The organism is Paenibacillus vini, from assembly GCF_018403325.1.
In the GTDB taxonomy this organism is placed as follows: domain Bacteria; phylum Bacillota; class Bacilli; order Paenibacillales; family Paenibacillaceae; genus Fontibacillus; species Fontibacillus vini.
The window spans coordinates 62610-80435 of sequence record NZ_BOSL01000020.1 but is presented as its reverse complement, the minus strand read 5'-3'; the positions used below and the strand labels follow the sequence as shown (position 1 = coordinate 80435).

At 50.5% G+C, this 17826-nt stretch carries 13 protein-coding genes; 4 read left to right on the top strand and 9 right to left on the bottom strand.

Features of this window, described 5'->3' with window-relative positions; all coding sequences use genetic code 11:
* Window positions 1-960: 960 nt before the first annotated feature.
* From KJS57_RS22945 to KJS57_RS22935, 3 genes are read right to left on the bottom strand one after another with little or no spacing between them, the layout of a single operon-like run.
* On the bottom strand, window positions 961-2565 hold the full coding sequence (locus KJS57_RS22945) for a UDP-glucose--hexose-1-phosphate uridylyltransferase (RefSeq protein ID WP_244861677.1): 1605 nt from the start codon (window positions 2563-2565) through the stop codon (window positions 961-963).
* Window positions 2566-2578: 13 nt separating this feature from the next.
* Window positions 2579-3568 carry a UDP-glucose 4-epimerase GalE gene (gene galE / locus KJS57_RS22940; RefSeq protein WP_213656478.1) on the bottom strand — a complete coding sequence of 330 codons (990 nt, stop codon included), beginning with the start codon at window positions 3566-3568 and terminating at the stop codon, window positions 2579-2581.
* 2 nt (window positions 3569-3570) lie between these two features.
* Window positions 3571-4734 carry a galactokinase gene (locus KJS57_RS22935; protein WP_373316854.1) on the bottom strand — a complete coding sequence of 388 codons (1164 nt, stop codon included), beginning with the start codon at window positions 4732-4734 and terminating at the stop codon, window positions 3571-3573.
* Window positions 4735-4882: 148 nt separating this feature from the next.
* Between KJS57_RS22935 and KJS57_RS22930 the strand changes: the two genes are divergently transcribed.
* Entirely contained in the window at window positions 4883-5764 is an 882-nt protein-coding gene (locus KJS57_RS22930; RefSeq protein ID WP_213656476.1) for an AraC family transcriptional regulator, read from the top strand.
* Window positions 5765-5801: 37 nt separating this feature from the next.
* Here the strand turns inward: KJS57_RS22930 and mgrA are convergent, their stop codons facing one another.
* The 3 genes from mgrA to KJS57_RS22915 all read right to left on the bottom strand — a co-directional run bounded on the left by mgrA (window position 5802) and on the right by KJS57_RS22915 (window position 8477).
* The gene (mgrA, locus tag KJS57_RS22925; RefSeq protein WP_213656475.1) at window positions 5802-6809 is read right to left on the bottom strand and encodes an L-glyceraldehyde 3-phosphate reductase; all 1008 of its coding nucleotides are present in this window, start codon (window positions 6807-6809) and stop codon (window positions 5802-5804) included.
* Window positions 6810-6921: 112 nt separating this feature from the next.
* Window positions 6922-7683, bottom strand: coding sequence for an NAD-dependent protein deacylase (locus KJS57_RS22920; RefSeq protein ID WP_213656474.1), 762 nt, complete (start codon window positions 7681-7683; stop codon window positions 6922-6924).
* Between the two features lie 26 nt (window positions 7684-7709).
* Window positions 7710-8477, bottom strand: coding sequence for an HAD family hydrolase (locus KJS57_RS22915; protein ID WP_213656473.1), 768 nt, complete (start codon window positions 8475-8477; stop codon window positions 7710-7712).
* A 285-nt stretch (window positions 8478-8762) separates the two neighbouring features.
* Here KJS57_RS22915 and KJS57_RS22910 point away from each other — a divergent pair, with 285 nt between their 5' ends.
* The 3 genes from KJS57_RS22910 (at window position 8763) to ilvD (ending at window position 12064) form a co-directional block, all read left to right on the top strand.
* The gene (locus KJS57_RS22910) at window positions 8763-9803 is read left to right on the top strand and encodes an acyltransferase family protein (protein WP_213656472.1); all 1041 of its coding nucleotides are present in this window, start codon (window positions 8763-8765) and stop codon (window positions 9801-9803) included.
* 144 nt (window positions 9804-9947) lie between these two features.
* The gene (locus KJS57_RS22905; RefSeq protein WP_211020091.1) at window positions 9948-10208 is read left to right on the top strand and encodes a KGG domain-containing protein; all 261 of its coding nucleotides are present in this window, start codon (window positions 9948-9950) and stop codon (window positions 10206-10208) included.
* Window positions 10209-10378: 170 nt separating this feature from the next.
* The gene (gene ilvD, locus KJS57_RS22900) at window positions 10379-12064 is read left to right on the top strand and encodes a dihydroxy-acid dehydratase (protein ID WP_213656471.1); all 1686 of its coding nucleotides are present in this window, start codon (window positions 10379-10381) and stop codon (window positions 12062-12064) included.
* Window positions 12065-12149: 85 nt separating this feature from the next.
* Here the strand turns inward: ilvD and KJS57_RS22895 are convergent, their stop codons facing one another.
* The 3 genes from KJS57_RS22895 to KJS57_RS22885 all read right to left on the bottom strand — a co-directional run bounded on the left by KJS57_RS22895 (window position 12150) and on the right by KJS57_RS22885 (window position 17816).
* Window positions 12150-13562, bottom strand: coding sequence for a polysaccharide deacetylase family protein (locus tag KJS57_RS22895; protein ID WP_213656483.1), 1413 nt, complete (start codon window positions 13560-13562; stop codon window positions 12150-12152).
* A 142-nt stretch (window positions 13563-13704) separates the two neighbouring features.
* Entirely contained in the window at window positions 13705-15471 is a 1767-nt protein-coding gene (locus KJS57_RS22890; RefSeq protein ID WP_213656470.1) for a peptidoglycan D,D-transpeptidase FtsI family protein, read from the bottom strand.
* Window positions 15472-15641: 170 nt separating this feature from the next.
* A complete protein-coding gene (locus KJS57_RS22885; protein ID WP_213656469.1) occupies window positions 15642-17816 on the bottom strand; it encodes a methyl-accepting chemotaxis protein in 2175 nt (724 codons plus the stop codon).
* Window positions 17817-17826: the final 10 nt, after the last annotated feature.

Genomic DNA, 17826 nt, shown 5'->3' with positions numbered 1-17826 from the left:
CTCGACGACCTGTATTCGCAGCTCATCGAACTTACTGTGCTGAACTCTCATTCGAACTACCTCCAGCTAATTTTTATTGTATATCGTTTAGCCTGAAAGTGTCCAAGGTGATTAGGGGGCTTTATAGGAAATCTCCGATTTAGGTCAAAATTCAGACGCGATTGGATTTTTTCCAATGACGAGGCTAAAAAACACCCCAAATCCTCATCAAATCTGTTCTAATCACTTTTCTCATTGGATTTTCTCCAACCAAATCTGGTTTCAACAGATATTAGACTATATGATTGGATTTTATCCAATCGCGCACAGACTGGTAGGCACATACCACAACACTTAACACCAACCAGCTACCTCACTACTCACTACTCACTACTCACTACTCACTACTCACTACTCACTAACTCACTACTCACTAACTCACTACTCACTCCACAAACCAAATACCACATAGCACATAGCACATACCACATTCCACATACCACACATACCACATTCTACCTACCTCATTCCACATCCAAACTCCACATACCACCTACCATTTACCATCTACTTCATTCCACACTATCTACTTTAACAACTTAACTTCAACTCTTTCGCTCCATTAGCCACTACTAGGAATGATCGGGTTAGATCAGGGCAAGTTAGTTGGAAAAATCCAATTAAAACGGCTAGTATACGCGACTCTTCACTGTTTCATTGGATATTTCCAATGAACATTCCTACAAATCGCTCAAAATGGCTCAAACAGAAGTTTTCTAATGGAAATATCCAATCAAACTATTTCAGCCTGCTTTTGTTGCATCTTCTCATTGGAAAAATCCAATGAGGCTCCTCTCCGCTTCGCTGCTACCGTCCGGTTGTGCTTTACCATACTGCGCAATCCGCAGGCCACCTGCCTCGTGTAAGGCCAACGCTAAGCCAACTTTAGGCCAACTTTACTTCAAAAAAAAGCCGTCCCCCTTAAGAGGACAGCTCTTGATAACCCGCGGCGCCGACAAAGCGGCGGAACGCTTCGCGTCCGGCTTCGTCTACTTTAAAGACACCCGCGTGGCCTAAAATTTCCGCAAACTTGCGGCCTACTTCTTCTTTGAGCAGCGCATCGGCCTGCTCGCGCTCCAGCGTCATGCCGTGGCGAGCCACCAGTTCTCTAATCCAATCGGCGTGAACGGCCAACGGGCTGTCGCCGGCCGGATTCGAAACGGTCCGCTCGTACAATGCAGCGTCGCCGCTCAAAATACTCGCAATATCGGCCAATTCCTGTTTCAGACGGCCCGGCAAAATTGCGAGGCCCATCACTTCAATCAAGCCGATATTTTCTTTTTTGATATGATGCATTTCCCGGTGAGGGTGGAAGATTCCTTCGGGATGCTGCTCATTCGTGCGATTGTTGCGCAGTACGATATCGAATTCATATCCGCCGTCCGCGCTCCGCCGGACGATCGGCGTAACCGTGTTATGCGGCACAGGTTCGCCGGAACCACCTTCGGTATTTTCGCTAAAGGCCAGCACTTCCGCATCAGGATCGCTGTAGGCTTTCCATTTTTCATACAGATCGTTCGCTGCCTCCAGCAAAACTTCAGGATCCTGTCCCTTAAGCCGCAGCACCGACATTGGCCAGTGCACCATGCTCGCCGTTACTCCGCCAAATTCCGGATGGCTGAACACCGCTTCGATCGGAGCCTTCTCCAGCGGGAAGGTGTGACGTCCACCCTGGAAATGGTCATGCGTCAGAATGGAGCCGCCCACGATCGGCAAGTCCGCGTTGGACCCGATAAAGTAGTGCGGGAACCGCCCGGTAAAATCAAGCAGCCGCTTCAAGGTCAACTTGGTCAGCTTCATTGGCACATGATCATGGTGGAATACGATGCAATGCTCATTGTAATACACGTAAGGCGAGTATTGGAAAAACCACGGTTCCTCGTTCAGCTCGAGCGGAATGACGCGCAGATTTTGCCGGGCCGGATGGTTGATCCGCCCTGCGTAACCCACATTTTCCCGACAGAGCTGGCACTTCGGATAAACCGGCGGCGGAAGCAGCTTCGCCATCGCGATTTCCTTCGGATTTTTTTCCGGCTTGGAGAGGTTAATCGTGATCTCCATATCTCCGAAGGACGTCGGCTGGTTCCAATATATATTTTGTGCAACCCGGTCCATCCGGATATAGTTGCTGTCCACGGACAGCTTATAGAATTCGTCCGTAGCCGCCTGAATGCCGCCATTCTCTGCCGTTTGACGGAATTTAGCAATTGTTTCCGAAGGACGCGGCATTAAAAGTCCCATGATACGGGCGTCCAGCAAATCACGGAAAGTATCCGTATTTTCCGGAATCAGTCCGATTTCAACGCCATAGTCGATCAATACGTTTAGCGGTCCCTGTGGTCCGGTCAATACTTCCTCTCCGACTTCACCTGCAAACGGCTCGTCAAATCCGAACAATTCCAGCAGCCGGTTCCGTGAATAATCGAGGTCCCACCAGTCGATCAACCCTTGCTGCAAAGCATAGTGAGTCAGCCGTTCTATAGCATACTGCGCTTCTTGTCTGTTTTGGTTAGCTTCAGCTTCCACTATTCTTCACTCCTTAGTTGTCACCGTAGCCGTCAGGATGATTGAGATGCCATTCCCAGGCGCTGCGGATAATATCGTCCAATTTGTTACGAGTAGGTTCCCAGCCGAGCACGGTTCTCGCTTTATCCGAAGAGGCGATCAAAATGGCAGGGTCGCCTTCCCGCCGTGGGCTAAGGACAACCGGGAAGTCGCGGCCTGTCACTTCTTTGACTTTGGCAATAACCTCTTTGACCGAGAAGCCTTGACCGTTTCCAAGATTGAACACGTTGCTGTCTCCGCCGCCGATCAAATAGTCAACCGCACGCATATGGGCATCGGCCAAATCGCCGACATGGATATAGTCGCGGACGCAAGTTCCGTCAGGCGTATTGTAGTCGTCACCGAACACCTTGATCGAATCACGTTGACCCAGCGCCGTTTGCAGGATCAGCGGAATCAAGTGACTTTCCGGATTGTGATCTTCGCCGATCCGCCCGCTCTCGTGAGCTCCTGCAGCATTAAAGTAACGGAGAGCTACGTATTTGATACCCAGCACCTTATTGAACCAAGACATCATCCGTTCCATCATCAGCTTGGTTTCCCCATACACATTAGTAGGCTGCGTAGGGTCGGTCTCTTCAATCGGCACCTTATCCGGTTCGCCGTAGGTCGCCGCCGTGGAGGAGAAGACGATTTTCCGCACATTCGCGGCATCCATCGCTTCAAGCAGGCAGAGCGTTCCGTAAACGTTGTTGTCGTAGTATTTCACCGGATTTTGCATGCTTTCTCCGACCAGGGAGTTAGCGGCAAAATGAATTACGGCTTCAATCTCATTCTCGGCGAACAGTTTGGCGAGCAGCTCTTTGTCACGCAAATCCCCTTCATACAGCTTCCCGCCAAGCAGCGCCCCTCTATGCCCGGATTGCAGATTGTCGATAACTACAACTTCCTTGCCTTTGTCCAGCAGTTCCGCTACCGTATGGGAACCGATATATCCGGCTCCGCCAGTCACTAAAATCGCCATGTTCAGTTATCCCCTTTCACTTCATGGACTCCATTGCCGACGCCGCATACATAAAACTCGCCTTCCAGACCGGTACGTTCCTTATAAGCCGAGCCTACTTCGGATACAAAGCGGTCTACTGCATCTTCATGAACAAGGGATACCGTGCAGCCGCCAAATCCGGCACCGGTCATCCGCGCGCCAAGCGTACCTTCAATCTTGCGCGCTTCTTCCACCATCACATCCAGCTCCATGCAGCTTACTTCATACAGATCGCGCAGGGAATCGTGAGAGGCGTTCATCAGCGCACCAAAAGCAGTCAGGTCGTTTGCGCTCAGCGCATCCACCGATTTCAACACGCGGGCGTTTTCTTCCACCACATGGGCCGCGCGCCGGAGCAGCACTTCATCCGTGAACTTCCCTTTCATTTTTTCAAAACGTTCCGGCGACAGGTGAGCCAAATACTGAATCTGAGGTTCTTCCTCCTGAACGATGCGCAGAGCAGCGTCACACTGTTCCCGGCGCTCGTTATATTTGGAGTCCACCAGCCCTCTGCGCTTGTTCGTGTTGCCGATGACCAGCTTGTACGCTCCCGTCTTGAACGGCACCAATTTATACTCCAGCGTATCGCACATGAGCAGAATCGCATGATCCTGGGCCCCGTTCGATACGGCGAATTGGTCCATAATTCCGCTGTTTACGCCTACATAGAGGTTCTCCGCTTTTTGCGAAAGGACCGCGATTTCGACTTTATCCGTAGGTTGCCCTTCCATGGACAGCAGCGCGAAGGCAGTTACTACTTCAATGGAAGCCGAAGAGGAAAGGCCCGCCCCATTCGGAATTTCACCATGGAACAGCAGATCATAACCGCTCGTGAGGGTAATGCCCTTTTTGCCAAGCTCCACGATCACACCTACCGGATAATCAACCCACTCTTCCGTTTTGGTTTTGCCCAATTCATCCAGTTCGATTTCAGCAGTATAAGGCAAATTGGTTGATGCAAATGTAACTTTCTTATCGTTCCGTTTCCGGACGGCAACCGTGGTTCCGAATTCCAAAGCGGCCGGCAGTACATAACCGCCGTTGTAATCGATATGCTCGCCGATCAGATTGACCCGGCCCGGAGCATTGAAGATCCTTACGGTTTCTTCGCTCCCTCCGCAACGTGATATAAACAATTGTTCCATTTCCTGTTTTTTCATTTTACGTACACCCCATCTTCATGGAATCTTAAGTTCTACACTTAGTATAAAAAACAGCCTTGTTTTTGATAATGCATCTATGCGAGAATTATATGGATAAATGTGACCATCCTGCAGAAAGGAAGGCTCTCTTATGATTCATGAAACTTATAGCGCGGCAGCCAATCCGGAAATTAATGAGGTTAGCGACCTGCATGTGCTGTTTGCCGGGGAAAGCCAGACCCAGGCCGATCACCGTCTCGGCCCTAAAGTCTATGATTACTTTCTTCTTCATTTTGTTGAGGAAGGCAAAGGCAGCTTTCAAACCGAATTCGCCCATTACGATCTCAGTGAAGGCGATTGTTTCCTGATCCAGCCGGACCAGCTTGTCAGCTACGCTTCCGATACGGTCGCTCCTTGGCGTTACCGGTGGATTGCCTTTAATGGAGACAAAGCGCACCAACTCATCTCCCGGGCGGGCTTCACGCCCCATCTTCCGGTGTTCCAACCCGGCCCTGACAGCCGGATTCCCGGACTGCTAGAGACGGTCCTTCAAGCTTTTCGCAGTAAAAAGCCCAGCTCTCATCTGGCTTCGCTCGGATACCTGCATCTTATCATGGCGGATGCGGAGGAGACGCTTGTAAGGGAGTCCGCGCTTCCGGCGGGCGAGACAGGTGTGCAGCGTATCGTTAAACAAATGATCCACTACATGTCCAGCCAGTATGCGCATCCTTTATCAATTGAACAGATGTGTTCGAGCCTTGGGTATAACCGGGCCTATTTGTCCAGAATTTTCAAAAAAGAAACCGGACTTACGCCGGTCACCTACCTGCTGAAGCTGAGAATCGACAAATCGCGTCAGTTGCTCCGCGAGCGGCCTGAATTGTCGATCGAGCAAATCGCTGCTTCCGTCGGCTTGGCGGACGCCTTGTATTTCTCCCGCCAATTCCGCCGATTCCACGGCGAGTCCCCCAGCGCGTACCGGAAAAACGCGTCAGGCCAGACTCATCTAAAAAACACCCCTATCCATCCATGATGCCGGATAATAGGGGTGTGTCCCTTTATGCGCTTAATTATTGATGATCTCCATTCGTATTCAAAATCGTTTCGATGCGGGCCAGTTCCTCTTCGCTGAAGTCCAGCTTGCTGAGCGCCTGCACATTCTCCTCGATTTGGCTGACGCGGCTGGCACCGATCAGGGCGGAGGTGACTCTGCCGCCGCGCAGCACCCAGGCCAGCGCGAACTGTGCCAGACTTTGGCCGCGGGCCGCAGCCATCTGGTTCAACGCCCGGACTTTCCGCAGCGTTTCCGGCGTGATCTGTTCTTCTTTCAGAAACCCTGTGCTGCTCTTGGCCCGGGAATCGTCCGGAATGCCGTTCAGGTATTTGTTTGTGAGCAAACCTTGAGCGAGCGGGCAGAAAGCAATGCTGCCGACGCCGTTTTCTTCCAATACGTCCTGCAATCCGTTCTCGATCCAGCGTTCAAGCATGGAATAGCTTGGCTGATGAATGAGCAGAGGGGTGCCCAATTCTTTCAGAATAGCAACCGCCTCGGCGGTCTGTTCGGCAGAGTAGCTGGAAATTCCCACATACAGCGCTTTTCCCGAACGCACGATATGATCCAGCGCCATCATGGTTTCCTCCAGCGGAGTCTCCGGATCGGGGCGATGCGAATAGAAAATATCCACATAATCAAGGCCCATCCGCTTCAGGCTTTGGTCCAGACTGGAGACCAGGTACTTGCGGGACCCCCATTCTCCGTATGGTCCAGGCCACATATAATAACCGGCTTTGGTGGAAACCACCATTTCATCCCGGTAAGGAGCGAAGTCTTTCTTTAGAACCTGTCCAAACATTTCTTCGGCCGAACCCGCAGGGGGCCCGTAATTATTAGCCAGGTCAAAATGAGTGATTCCAAGATCAAACGCACGCCGTAACATTTCACGTCCGTTTTCGAAGGTATCCACACCTCCGAAGTTATGCCACAATCCGAGCGAAATGGCCGGCAGCTTCAAGCCGGAACGTCCTACACGGTTATATTTCATAGTTTCATAGCGATCATCGCTGGCGGTATAGACCATCTTGTTTCCCATCCTTCCTGATGTGAAATGCCTTCGCAAAATATAATAGCTCGTTCAAATGCCTTTGGCAAGAAACCGTTTTCTTGCTTCTTGCTTTAAACAATTCGACTACTTAGAGCCCGCGAAGCTTCTTTCCGACGTCCTTCATCACATTCCCGATCGGATCCTTGATGTGAAGATCGGCTCTGTGATCGAAGGCCGTGCTGGAAGCATTGAGCAGAACGGTCCGTTCTCCCCGGAAATAGGTAATGAAAGACGCGGCCGGCTGAACTGTGAGCGAGGTTCCGCCGATCAACAGCAAGTCCGCTTCCGCAATGGACTTGACCGTCTCCCCGATGACCCGCTCGTCCAGGCTTTCTTCGTACAATACGACATCGGGCTTCACGACCCCGCCGCACGCTTTGCAGTGAGGAACAACCTCCGGACTACTCATCACCTCGTCCAAGCTATGTAAGCGGCCGCAGTCCATGCAAGAGTTGCGGTGTATCGAGCCATGAAGCTCCAGGACGTTCTTGCTGCCCGCCATTTGGTGCAGACCGTCTATATTTTGCGTCACGACGGCCTGGAGCTTGCCTTCCTTCTCCAAATCGGCCAGCAGGGAATGACTCGGATTCGGCCTTGCTTCCGGATGAATCATCTTTGTTTTGTAGAAATCAAAGAATACTTCCGGATGACGATTAAAGAAACTCCGGCTTAATATTTCCTCAGGAGAGTATGGCGATTCCTTTTCCATTTGATAAATCCCCGCGGCGGAACGAAAATCAGGTATCCCGCTCTCCGTAGAGACGCCTGCTCCCCCAAAGAATACAATCCTTTTGCTTGCCTGAATCCATTCCGCCAAAATATCACTTTTCGACTGCGATATCCCTGCCATCGTATAAGTCCTCCTTCCGGCCCCTTTTATGGGGTCGCCTTCAACTCCGTATAATCGGTAATAATTTTGTCAGCATCAAGCAGATAGCTGGCTCCATCGCCGTCCGGCGCGATTCCGAGCCTCAGTGCCGCACCGGCCCGCACCCCCATCGCCATATCCGCATTGCTGTCTCCGATCACCACGCACTCCTCCGGGGTAATCCCCAGCTCGCGCATGGCCAAATAAGCCATCTCCGGATCAGGTTTCCCTTTCATCACCCTGTCCCGGCCGACCACGCTATCGAAATATTCCAGGATGCCGAGCCATTCCAGATGCTTCAAAGCCTCGGGAGTCGTGTCGGAAGTAACTACCCCGAGTCGTATTCCCGCAATGCGGCAGGAATCCAGGAAGCCGCCCAAACCAGGCATCGGGTGGGCGCTCTTCCGTTTTTCAACTTCTACCATTGCCGAAGCGCTGAATTGGCGGACTTGAACTACAGCTTCGTTCCATGGTACTCCGGCATTATAAAGCTGCCAGGCCAAGATCGCGGTGACTTCTTCTTCCGTCCCCATCGCAAGTGGGCCGGTTCTGTCATATCCTGCGGCACGTCCTGCCTTATCGTAATGTAAACCCATTAGCCCTGTCGCAGAGACCGGCAACTTAGCTCCCAATACCGCAAGATGACCTTCCAGCAGCTTGGTCAGCGTCTCCGCCCAACCTCCCCAAAGCTCCATAAAATCGAGCAGGGTTCCGTCTTTATCGAACAAAATCCCCCGGCACGGAACCGGATGATCCCCGATATGTACAACTGGCATTCAAGCACCTCCAAGCATCGCCTAAAATTTTGAATTTTCTATATATTATCCTCATTGTACCCCGTGCATAGCAAAGAGACAAAACCGCAATGGAGCAGGTTTCATCAGTTGGTCACAACTAAGACATCTGAGAGCGTTTTCTATTGTGATATTAATCACAAGGTTTCCCTTTCAAAGAGAGTATTTTTAAACAAGAGAACAATAATTCAAATTTTTAATATTCCAGCTGTTGCTCTGCTATTGCTTTACGGGTAGCGAAAGCTGCATGGGAAGGGGCTTAACGTCATGTCGGCAACACATTTAAATCAACGGGGTGAGACATTTTTCCTCAACCTGCGCTTTCTGCTCATCGTATGCGTCTTTATCGGCAATGCGATAGAACCGCTAATTAGCCGGATGGATGGAATTCATTCGCTCTATATGTGGATTTTCACTTTTCATATGCCTCTGTTCGTATTTGTAACCGGGTATTTTGCCAAATCCAGCCTCACCGGGGAAGCCGGCCGCAAAGTACTGCTTCAGATCGGCATGCAGTATATTATTTTTCAAACCTTGTACTCCGTGCTTGATATAACCGTATTCCAAGTGAAAAATATTCAACATTCGTTCTTTGCACCCTACCTGCTTCTTTGGTTCCTGGCCAGCCATTTCTGCTGGCGTTTGGTCCTGCTATCCTTACGCAAGTGTTCGCCGCTTCAACAGATTGCCATCTCGGTCCTTCTGGGCGTACTGGTCGGCTATCTGCAATTGGACGGAACCTGGCTCAGCTTTTCCCGGACCTTTGTGTTCCTCCCGTTCTTCATAGCGGGCTATCACTTTTCTTTTGCCGCTTTGGAGAAATTCCTTACCCGTAAGGTTAGAGTCACCGGCATGATGCTATCGGCAGGACTGTTCCTTGTACTTTACCTGGGAGGCGGCAATCTGATTCCCGGCTGGTTATATGGAAACATGACTTATATGCAGCTCGATCATCACGAATGGTATGCCGGATTAATCCGACTGTCTTTGTACCTATTGCAGCTGTTTGCCGGCGCCATCTTCCTTTCCTTTGTTCCGGCAAAAGAGAGCCGGCTGACGGATTTCGGACGCAGAACGCTGTACGTCTTTTTACTTCACGGCTTGATTATCCGTGTGGCGGCGGCTTCTCCGCTCTATGACTATATTCATACGGGAGCGGCCACCCTCGGTCTGATTGCCGGAGCTGTGATCCTGACCGTATTGCTCAGCCAGCCGGCTGTCCGTAAATGGACCTCCCCGGCGATTGAACCGCCGGTTCAATGGGTAGTAGAATTGGAGCGTAGAGCTCTCGGACAATTCAATCATTAACAAATTTTGATATAAAATACACAAAAAGGACCATATAGGTCCTTTTTGCTTTTTTGCTTTTTATTTCGAATATTGGTTTCAAACTAACTGACCGTGGTAAATAAAGCATACGGAAGACAAAAACGACCTAAGGAGTTGATAAGCATGGCACGGAGCAAGGGTAAAATGAGCCGTGAGGAAGCAGGCCGTTTAGGAGGACAAGCCACCTCCAAAAACCACGGTAAGGAATTTTATCAGGAGATCGGCCAAAAGGGCGGAGAAGCAACCTCCCGCAACCATGACAAGGAATTCTACCAAGAGATTGGCCAAAAGGGCGGAGAAGCCACTTCGGAGAAGCATGACAAGGAGTTTTACCGCGAGATTGGCCGAAAAGGCGGAGAAGCCCGCAATAATAACAACAAATAATGGAAGTCGTGGTTATTTACCCGGTTTCCTTGCAGAAGAAGCTCCGGTAGCACCGGGGTTTCTTTTTTTCGTTGCTAGAAAAACCGGAATACATATGATAGACTTTAAAGAAAACCTTTAGCGGTGTAAAGTTCCAAAATCAATATATTCTTTTAGTGGGGTGAATCATCATGGCAGCAAAAAAAATGCGTTCAGACATGATCAAAAAAGGCTTCGACCGCGCTCCTCACCGCAGCTTACTGCGGGCCGCAGGCGTGAAGGAAGAAGATTTCGGCAAACCGTTTATCGCGGTGTGCAACTCGTATATCGATATCGTGCCAGGACACGTGCATCTGCAGGAGTTCGGCAAAATCGTCAAAGAAGCAATCCGCGAAGCCGGCGGAGTACCGTTTGAGTTCAACACGATCGGTGTGGACGACGGAATCGCCATGGGCCACATCGGAATGCGTTATTCCCTGCCGAGCCGGGAAATTATCGCCGACTCCCTGGAAACCGTCGTTTCCGCACACTGGTTCGACGGCATGGTCTGCATCCCGAACTGCGACAAAATCACACCGGGAATGATGATGGGCGCACTTCGCGTCAACATTCCGACCGTGTTTGTCAGCGGCGGACCGATGAAGGCCGGCGTAGACAGCAAAGGCCGCAAGCTTTCGCTTACTTCCGTATTTGAAGGCGTAGGCGCCCATCAAGCGGGACAAATCAGCGATGATGATCTGCTCGAGCTTGAACAATTCGGTTGTCCTACTTGCGGCTCTTGTTCCGGTATGTTCACGGCTAACTCCATGAACTGTCTGGCGGAAGCATTGGGCTTGGCTATGCCGGGTAACGGAACGATCCTGGCGGTGGCTGAAGAACGCCGCGATTTCGTAAGACAATCGGCACGTCAGTTGATGGAATTGATCAATCTGGACCTCAAGCCGCGCGACATCGTAACTCAGGAATCGATCGACAACGCGTTTGCGCTCGACATGGCTATGGGCGGCTCCACGAATACGGTGCTGCACACACTCGCCTTGGCGCAGGAAGCGGGGATCGATTATCCGCTGGAGCGCATTAATGAAGTAGCAAACCGCGTACCTCATATCGCTAAGCTGGCTCCTGCCTCCGATCTTTTCATCGAGGACGTTCACCGCGCCGGCGGCGTAAGCGCCGTACTGCATGAGCTGCTCAAGAAGCCGGGAGCCATTTATGGAGACCGGATCACCGTAACAGGCAAAACGATCGCCGAAAACGTGGAAGGCTGCGAGATTCTGGATCACAGCGTCATCCATCCGATCGATAAGCCGCATTCGGAAAAAGGCGGCTTGGCCATTCTGTACGGTAACCTGGCTCCGGAAGGTTCCGTCATCAAAGTCGGCGCCGTGGATCCTTCGGTCGGCGGCTATCATAAAGGCCCTGCCATCTGCTTCGACTCCCAGGAGCAAGCGCTTGAAGGCATCGCAAACGGCAAGGTGAAGGAAGGCAGCGTAGTGGTCATCCGCTATGAAGGACCAAAAGGCGGACCGGGTATGCCGGAAATGCTGGCTCCTACTTCCCAAATCGTCGGCATGGGCCTTGGAGCCAAAGTCGGCCTCATCACCGACGGACGCTTCTCCGGCGCTTCCCGCGGTATCAGCATCGGACATATTTCTCCGGAAGCCGCTGAAGGCGGACCGATCGCCTTTGTCGAAGATGGTGACATCATCGAATTGGATCTGAACAACCGGAAGATCGAACTGCACGTCGATGACGAAGAAATGGCACGCCGCCGCGCCAACTGGAAAGGCTTCGAGCCAAAAGTTAAAACCGGCTACCTTGCCCGTTATTCCAAGCTCGTTACTAACGCTAGCTCCGGCGGCGTATTGAAGATCTAATATTCATTTGATAATCAACATACATGAAGAAACCGTCCGGGCAGCTGCCGGACGGTTTCTTTTTTGTATCATGGATTTAAAAGTGCTATGGGCATGGAATCGTCGCGCTTAAAACCGCTTCTTCTTCCACTACTTCATTTTCCTGTTTCCCGGCCATCTTCCGATGAGAACCGTCTGTCAAATACTGCGTAACGAGATAATCGACAGGCATCACGATCAGCTTGGGAATCATATGCTCGGCGGACTGCTTTAACCGGGAGCCTCCATCCGGATGAATGACTCGAAGCAAAAATTTCAAGTACCATTGCGATGATTTGGCAAACCAGCCTTTCGGAAGATCGGTCACCGTAAAGCCGAACTGTTCAGGTCCGCGGTTAATCATGCTTACGCCGTAAAGCGCTTTGACCTCATGCAATTCGTGATGGTCCACCACGATCTTTGCCAGCTTCGGCAATTCCTTCTCCATGCTGCGAACCATCTTGATAGCCAGCTGTACGGGAGACTTGGAGCGCGTACCTATTTCAAACAGCTTTTTATTGTCAAAATGCAGTTCCATGACCTTGTCTCCGCCGCGAAGCATGTTTCCTCCGATCATTTCAACAGGGTCCCCGTGATAAGGCCGGATTCGAAAATGCAAGAACGGATCTTCCTTGTTGGCCGTTTGAAGCTGGAACAACAGGTGGAATATTTTTTCCCAAAGCAACCACAAAAAAACAACGCATCGTTTGGCCCACGACAACCGCTTGGGACCGACCGGTGTAACCTTCCCGTCAGAACTCGCCAGATTCTTCACCGATTCGCTTGTCCGAATCAATTCATCTACCCGAATGCTTCTCAGATTTCTCTTCTCAGCCTCTTGCAGAATCCGGTCCAAAGCGATCAGCATTTCGCCCGGTGCGCCGCTGTTGGCTCCCAGCGTAGATCCGCAATCATGCAGCAGGAATACTTCTCCGCCCCGAAGCTTCTTCATCATCCGCTCGGTCAGGCGATCTGAGCCGATCCGTTCGCGCCAGTCACTGAACATCGCTGACCAGAGCACAATTTGCGTATTATCCCGCTTCGCGAAATCAAACAGGTTCACAATGCCCCATGGCGGACGATAGTAATTCGTTTTGAGCCCTGTTACTTCCTGAATGATGTTGCTTGTTTTCTGTATCTGTTTCTTGACGGCCGCAGGTCCCATCAGCCAGTTTGTCTTATGCACATAATTATGACTTCCGATCAAATGGCCTTCCTCATGCATCCGTTTAATCAAATCGGGATGTTTCTCCGCATTGGAACCGACAACGAAGAAGGTTGCCTTGGCATCATAACGCTTCAGCAAATCCAGCAATTTAGGGGTATAAACAGGATCTGGACCATCGTCAAAAGTAAGTGCAAATGTATCATCGCTCACCCCGCGTCTGAACACCCGAAAGCCAAATATGCGTGTAATCAGTCCAGGTATGAACGCATATAGCGATGAAATATAGAATAACCACAGCAGCAAAGTCTCCATGTCGCTTCTTCCCCACTTTTCTATGATCAATGACTTTGTCATGCCCTAAAGCATAGCATCCCCACTATTTTATCATACACAGCACGTGAGTAGGGTCATTTTTTTGGAAAAGAGTCTGGATGTTTTGCCAGGTCCGGCGCGACTATGATCCCTGTTCGGCCAGCATATCCATCGTTCTGCGGAACAAAACGGCAGCCTGATGTTCGGAACCGGTCGGACGATTTTGAACCAGTACGGCAACCGCATATTTCGGATTGGAAACGGGTCCGTACCCGATGAACCATTGATGGTTCATCGCCTTTCCGCCCTTTTTCGTCTGGGCGGTACCCGATTTGCCTGCCAGCGGCCACTTCGCTTGTGCTAAAGTGCGACCGGTTCCATCCGTGACGACCAGTCTCATCCACTCCCGCAGCAATCGGGCGGTCCGTGCAGATATTTGCCCTTGGTTCCCTCGGATGGTATGAACGGGAAAGTTGGCCATGACGGATTCATCCCTGTATCGAATTTGAGTGACTAAGCGGGGAGAGGTCACCTGACCGTCATGCAGCAGCGTAACTACCAGATTAGCCGCTTGGAGCGGCGTTACGGTAACATCGCGCTGACCAAGGGCGGTCTGAGCCAGTGCGCCTCCATCGACGACTCCGGCCGGGTTGAACACGGTCCCCTTCTCTTCCTGATCAAGCTGATGCAAATCATCTCCGCCCATAAAATGCGATTCATTCCATCCCACCTTCTGGTTCAAGCCCAGTTTGGCTGCTCCCCGGGCAACACTGTCTGCAGATAGACGCTCCCCCAAAGTAGCGAATACCACATTACAGGACCGGGCAAATCCCTGCTCCAGCGTAATGTGTCCGTGCCCTTCCTTTTTCCAACACGATAATCCGTATTTGCCGTAATGTCCGGAACAATGAAAAACTTCCCCAGGATGAGTCAAGCCTTCTTCGAGGGCCGCCGCAGCAATTACCGTTTTAAATATCGAGCCTGGAGCCGCGGCCTTCACAGCCCTGTTGCTCCAATTTCCTTCCTCCAAGTCGATATGGACCGGGTCAAAAAAGGGACGGGACACCATAGAGACAATATCGCCTTGTTTAGCGTCCAGCACGACAACGGCTCCTTCGCGCACATCCATTTGTTCAACGATCCCTTCCAGCCTTTCTTGAATGCCGTTGTCGACGGTCGTCCGTACTTGAACCGGGTAATAGCGATTTGACGCCCCTTCCGCCCGAGTTCCGATTCCTGGCAAGGGGCGCTTTTTCCCGTCAACCGAATAATAGGCGCGCGTTCCTCCGGTTCCCCGCAAGAATCGATCCAGCGTTCTTTCCAACCCCGAGGCGCCTACCTGCATAGTCAAAGGGAATAAGCGCGGGTTACCGATTTTCATTATCGTGTCGGGTCGCTGAGCGACATATCCAAGCCATTGCTTTCCGGTTGTCCCACCTGGATACCGATCCATGAAGGGCAGCACTTCAAATCCATCGGTAGCTGCCACGGCCCAAGCCTCTACATACTCCTTTTTCTTATCTTGCCCATCTCGATCCCAGTGTTGAGGTACCTTCAAACTGCTCCAGAGGGTTTTCAGTTCGTCCGAAGTTGTCCCGAGCCGATCAGCAAGAATATTCAGATGTTCCTTGTCCGGCAGCTCCGAGACCGGGAACAGAGTGGGTCTCCAACGGGTAAAGCCGGTCAGCGGTTGCCCGTTTCGATCCACGAATTGCCCGCGGCCCGGATCCAGAAGTATGCCTTCCTCCCGCTGTCTGACTGCCAATTCATTCATGGTTCTTCCCGATGCGGTTAAAGGCTTATATGCTGAGGCCCACTGAATCCATGCTATTCTTACCGCGAATAACACAGTAACCAAAGTGAAAGCCATTAAAATATAGAATATGCGTTTCTTGCGCAGTAATGACATCCCTTCCGCCCCCAACTTCTTTTATCCCATTATTTCCTGGGAAAAGCGGGTTCACACATCCGGCAATCTTACCATCATCGCATTCTTAAGTCCAACTTGTATAGATAACAACAAATAGAACCGCCGTGGCAGGACACCAAGGCGGTTCTAGGTAAATTATCTCTATTGTGTTACACCGTAAATTTGGACAAGGATTCTTTTAATCCGTTGGATACATTCTCAAGCTTATTCGACAACTGAACCAGTTGATCTCCGACGGTCTGCTGCTCACTGCTGAGCGAGGCAACCTGTTCGGAAGTAGCCGAGGATTGTTGAGCAACGGCGCTGACATTTCCCATCGCCTCCGAGAGGACATTTTGAGAAGAGTTCAGCTCATCAATAGAAGACGTAACTGTGTCCAAATGGCGGATAAATCCACCCATTTGCTCTTGAACGGAAACGAAGATTTGGCTGGTTTCCTTAACGGAGCTGATCTGTTCCTGGAACAGCGGGCTCGCATCCGACAAAGCTTGAACCGTTTCATTCATCTCCTGTTGAATGTTGTCCGTAATTTGTCCGACCATCGTAATCGATTGCCGCGACTGATCAGCGAGCTGGCGGATTTCATCGGCGACCACCATAAATCCACGCCCAGCTGCACCGGCACGGGCAGCTTCAATTGTAGCGTTCAGAGACAAAATATTGGTTTGCTGAGTAATGTTCTGCATGACGTCCAATACCTTCAGAACCGAATTCGTGCTTGCTTTCAGCGAATCGACCTTATCGGTCAAAGCGTTGATCATTTCAACGGTCATATTCGTTTTTGCCAGCAGCCCGTTCAAATATTCGGTACCCAATTGACTTGACTTCTCGACCTGATGGGCAGAGTCTTCCATCTCTTTGTTAGCATGGATAACCCGCTCCATTTGCCGGGAAATATTCTCCGTCAGCGTGTTGCCGCGTTCAGCTTCGTTTGCAAGGCTTGTCGCACCGTTAGCTATCTCCTCTGTCGCAACTGCGATTTCCTTCGCCGAAAGCGCCGTTTTATTGGACGCATGAGTCAACTCGGAAGCCGTATCGAGTACATCCTTAGCGGAGTTGTTCGTTTGTTTTACCAGTTCGGTGATATGCTCCATCATAAGGTTAAAGCTGCCGGTCAACTGACCGATTTCATCCTTGGCCTTCGTTTCCATACGCACGTTCAGGTTACCACGCGCGCCTTCTTCCATAAGGTTTCTCAAATTACCCAGCGGATGTGCAATCATGCGGACCATCCACATCGCAATAAGAATCGTGATGAGAGCTACTACGGCTGCAGAAATGTATGTAGTCAGCAAAATACCGTTAGCATCCTTGACAAGTTCTGCGGTTGCAACCGTACCTACCAGCTTCCATCCTGACGTTTCCTGCGTATTGTAGACTGCGAGTACCGATTTGCCTTGCGAGTTTTTTGTGAAAATGCTGTTGGTTGGGCCTTCGGCCTTACTCATGTCAATCCCCGTCGGTTTGCCCTCTTCGCCGTCTATCGAAGAACCGACTACTACATTATCCGGAGTCAACATTTGAATTTCGGAGCCCTTCCCGAGATTCAATTCTTTTAAGTATTCATTCAGCACTTCCAGATTAATATCCGCTATGAGAACAAATCGTTTCATGCTGCTTACGCTTTGAACGGATCTTACAAGCCGGAATACGGAGGATCCTGAATTTTTCTCTTCCGGAACGTTCATCCACATAACTTTCGAGGTTTTGGCGACTTCATCAAACCAAGGTTGCGTACGTACCGATTCCAAGAACGTCAAGTTCGTGTTTCCGGAAATTACGTCATCTACGATATTGTCCGGAGAGATCATATAGACCGAAAGGATCCCCTTCGTGGAAAAGGTCAGGCCATTCAGCCGCGTTCTCATTTTGTTGGTTACCGTAAAACGGTCATAATCCGAAATGTTGGATAGCGAAGCATCCATAATCGCAGATTGCATCTCGTCATCAAGAAACATCTGCTGAAGATTTTCTTCGTACTTTTTAAGCACGATATCCAATTTCTGTGAAGTTTGAACAATAGTTTGCAAGTTTGCACTTTCAGCATTCTTCTGAATGGTTCCTTTAGCCATTTGGTAGGAAATAATACCAATCGTTAAAACGAAAAACATAATAGCAATAAAAAAGATTAAAAATAATCGGACACCAACCGATTTGCTGGGATTCATTTGGTTGGGGAGCATATTACTTAAAGATGATGCAGTTTTGTCCTTTAATCCCATGACAAAGGATTTCTTCCCACCTTCTTTTGCTGCCCCCAAGCCTTTTTTCTTGGTTTCCTTGTTGTTGCTCTCTTGGTTCTCCCTCTTCGGAACCAGACCCATCTCAATCACC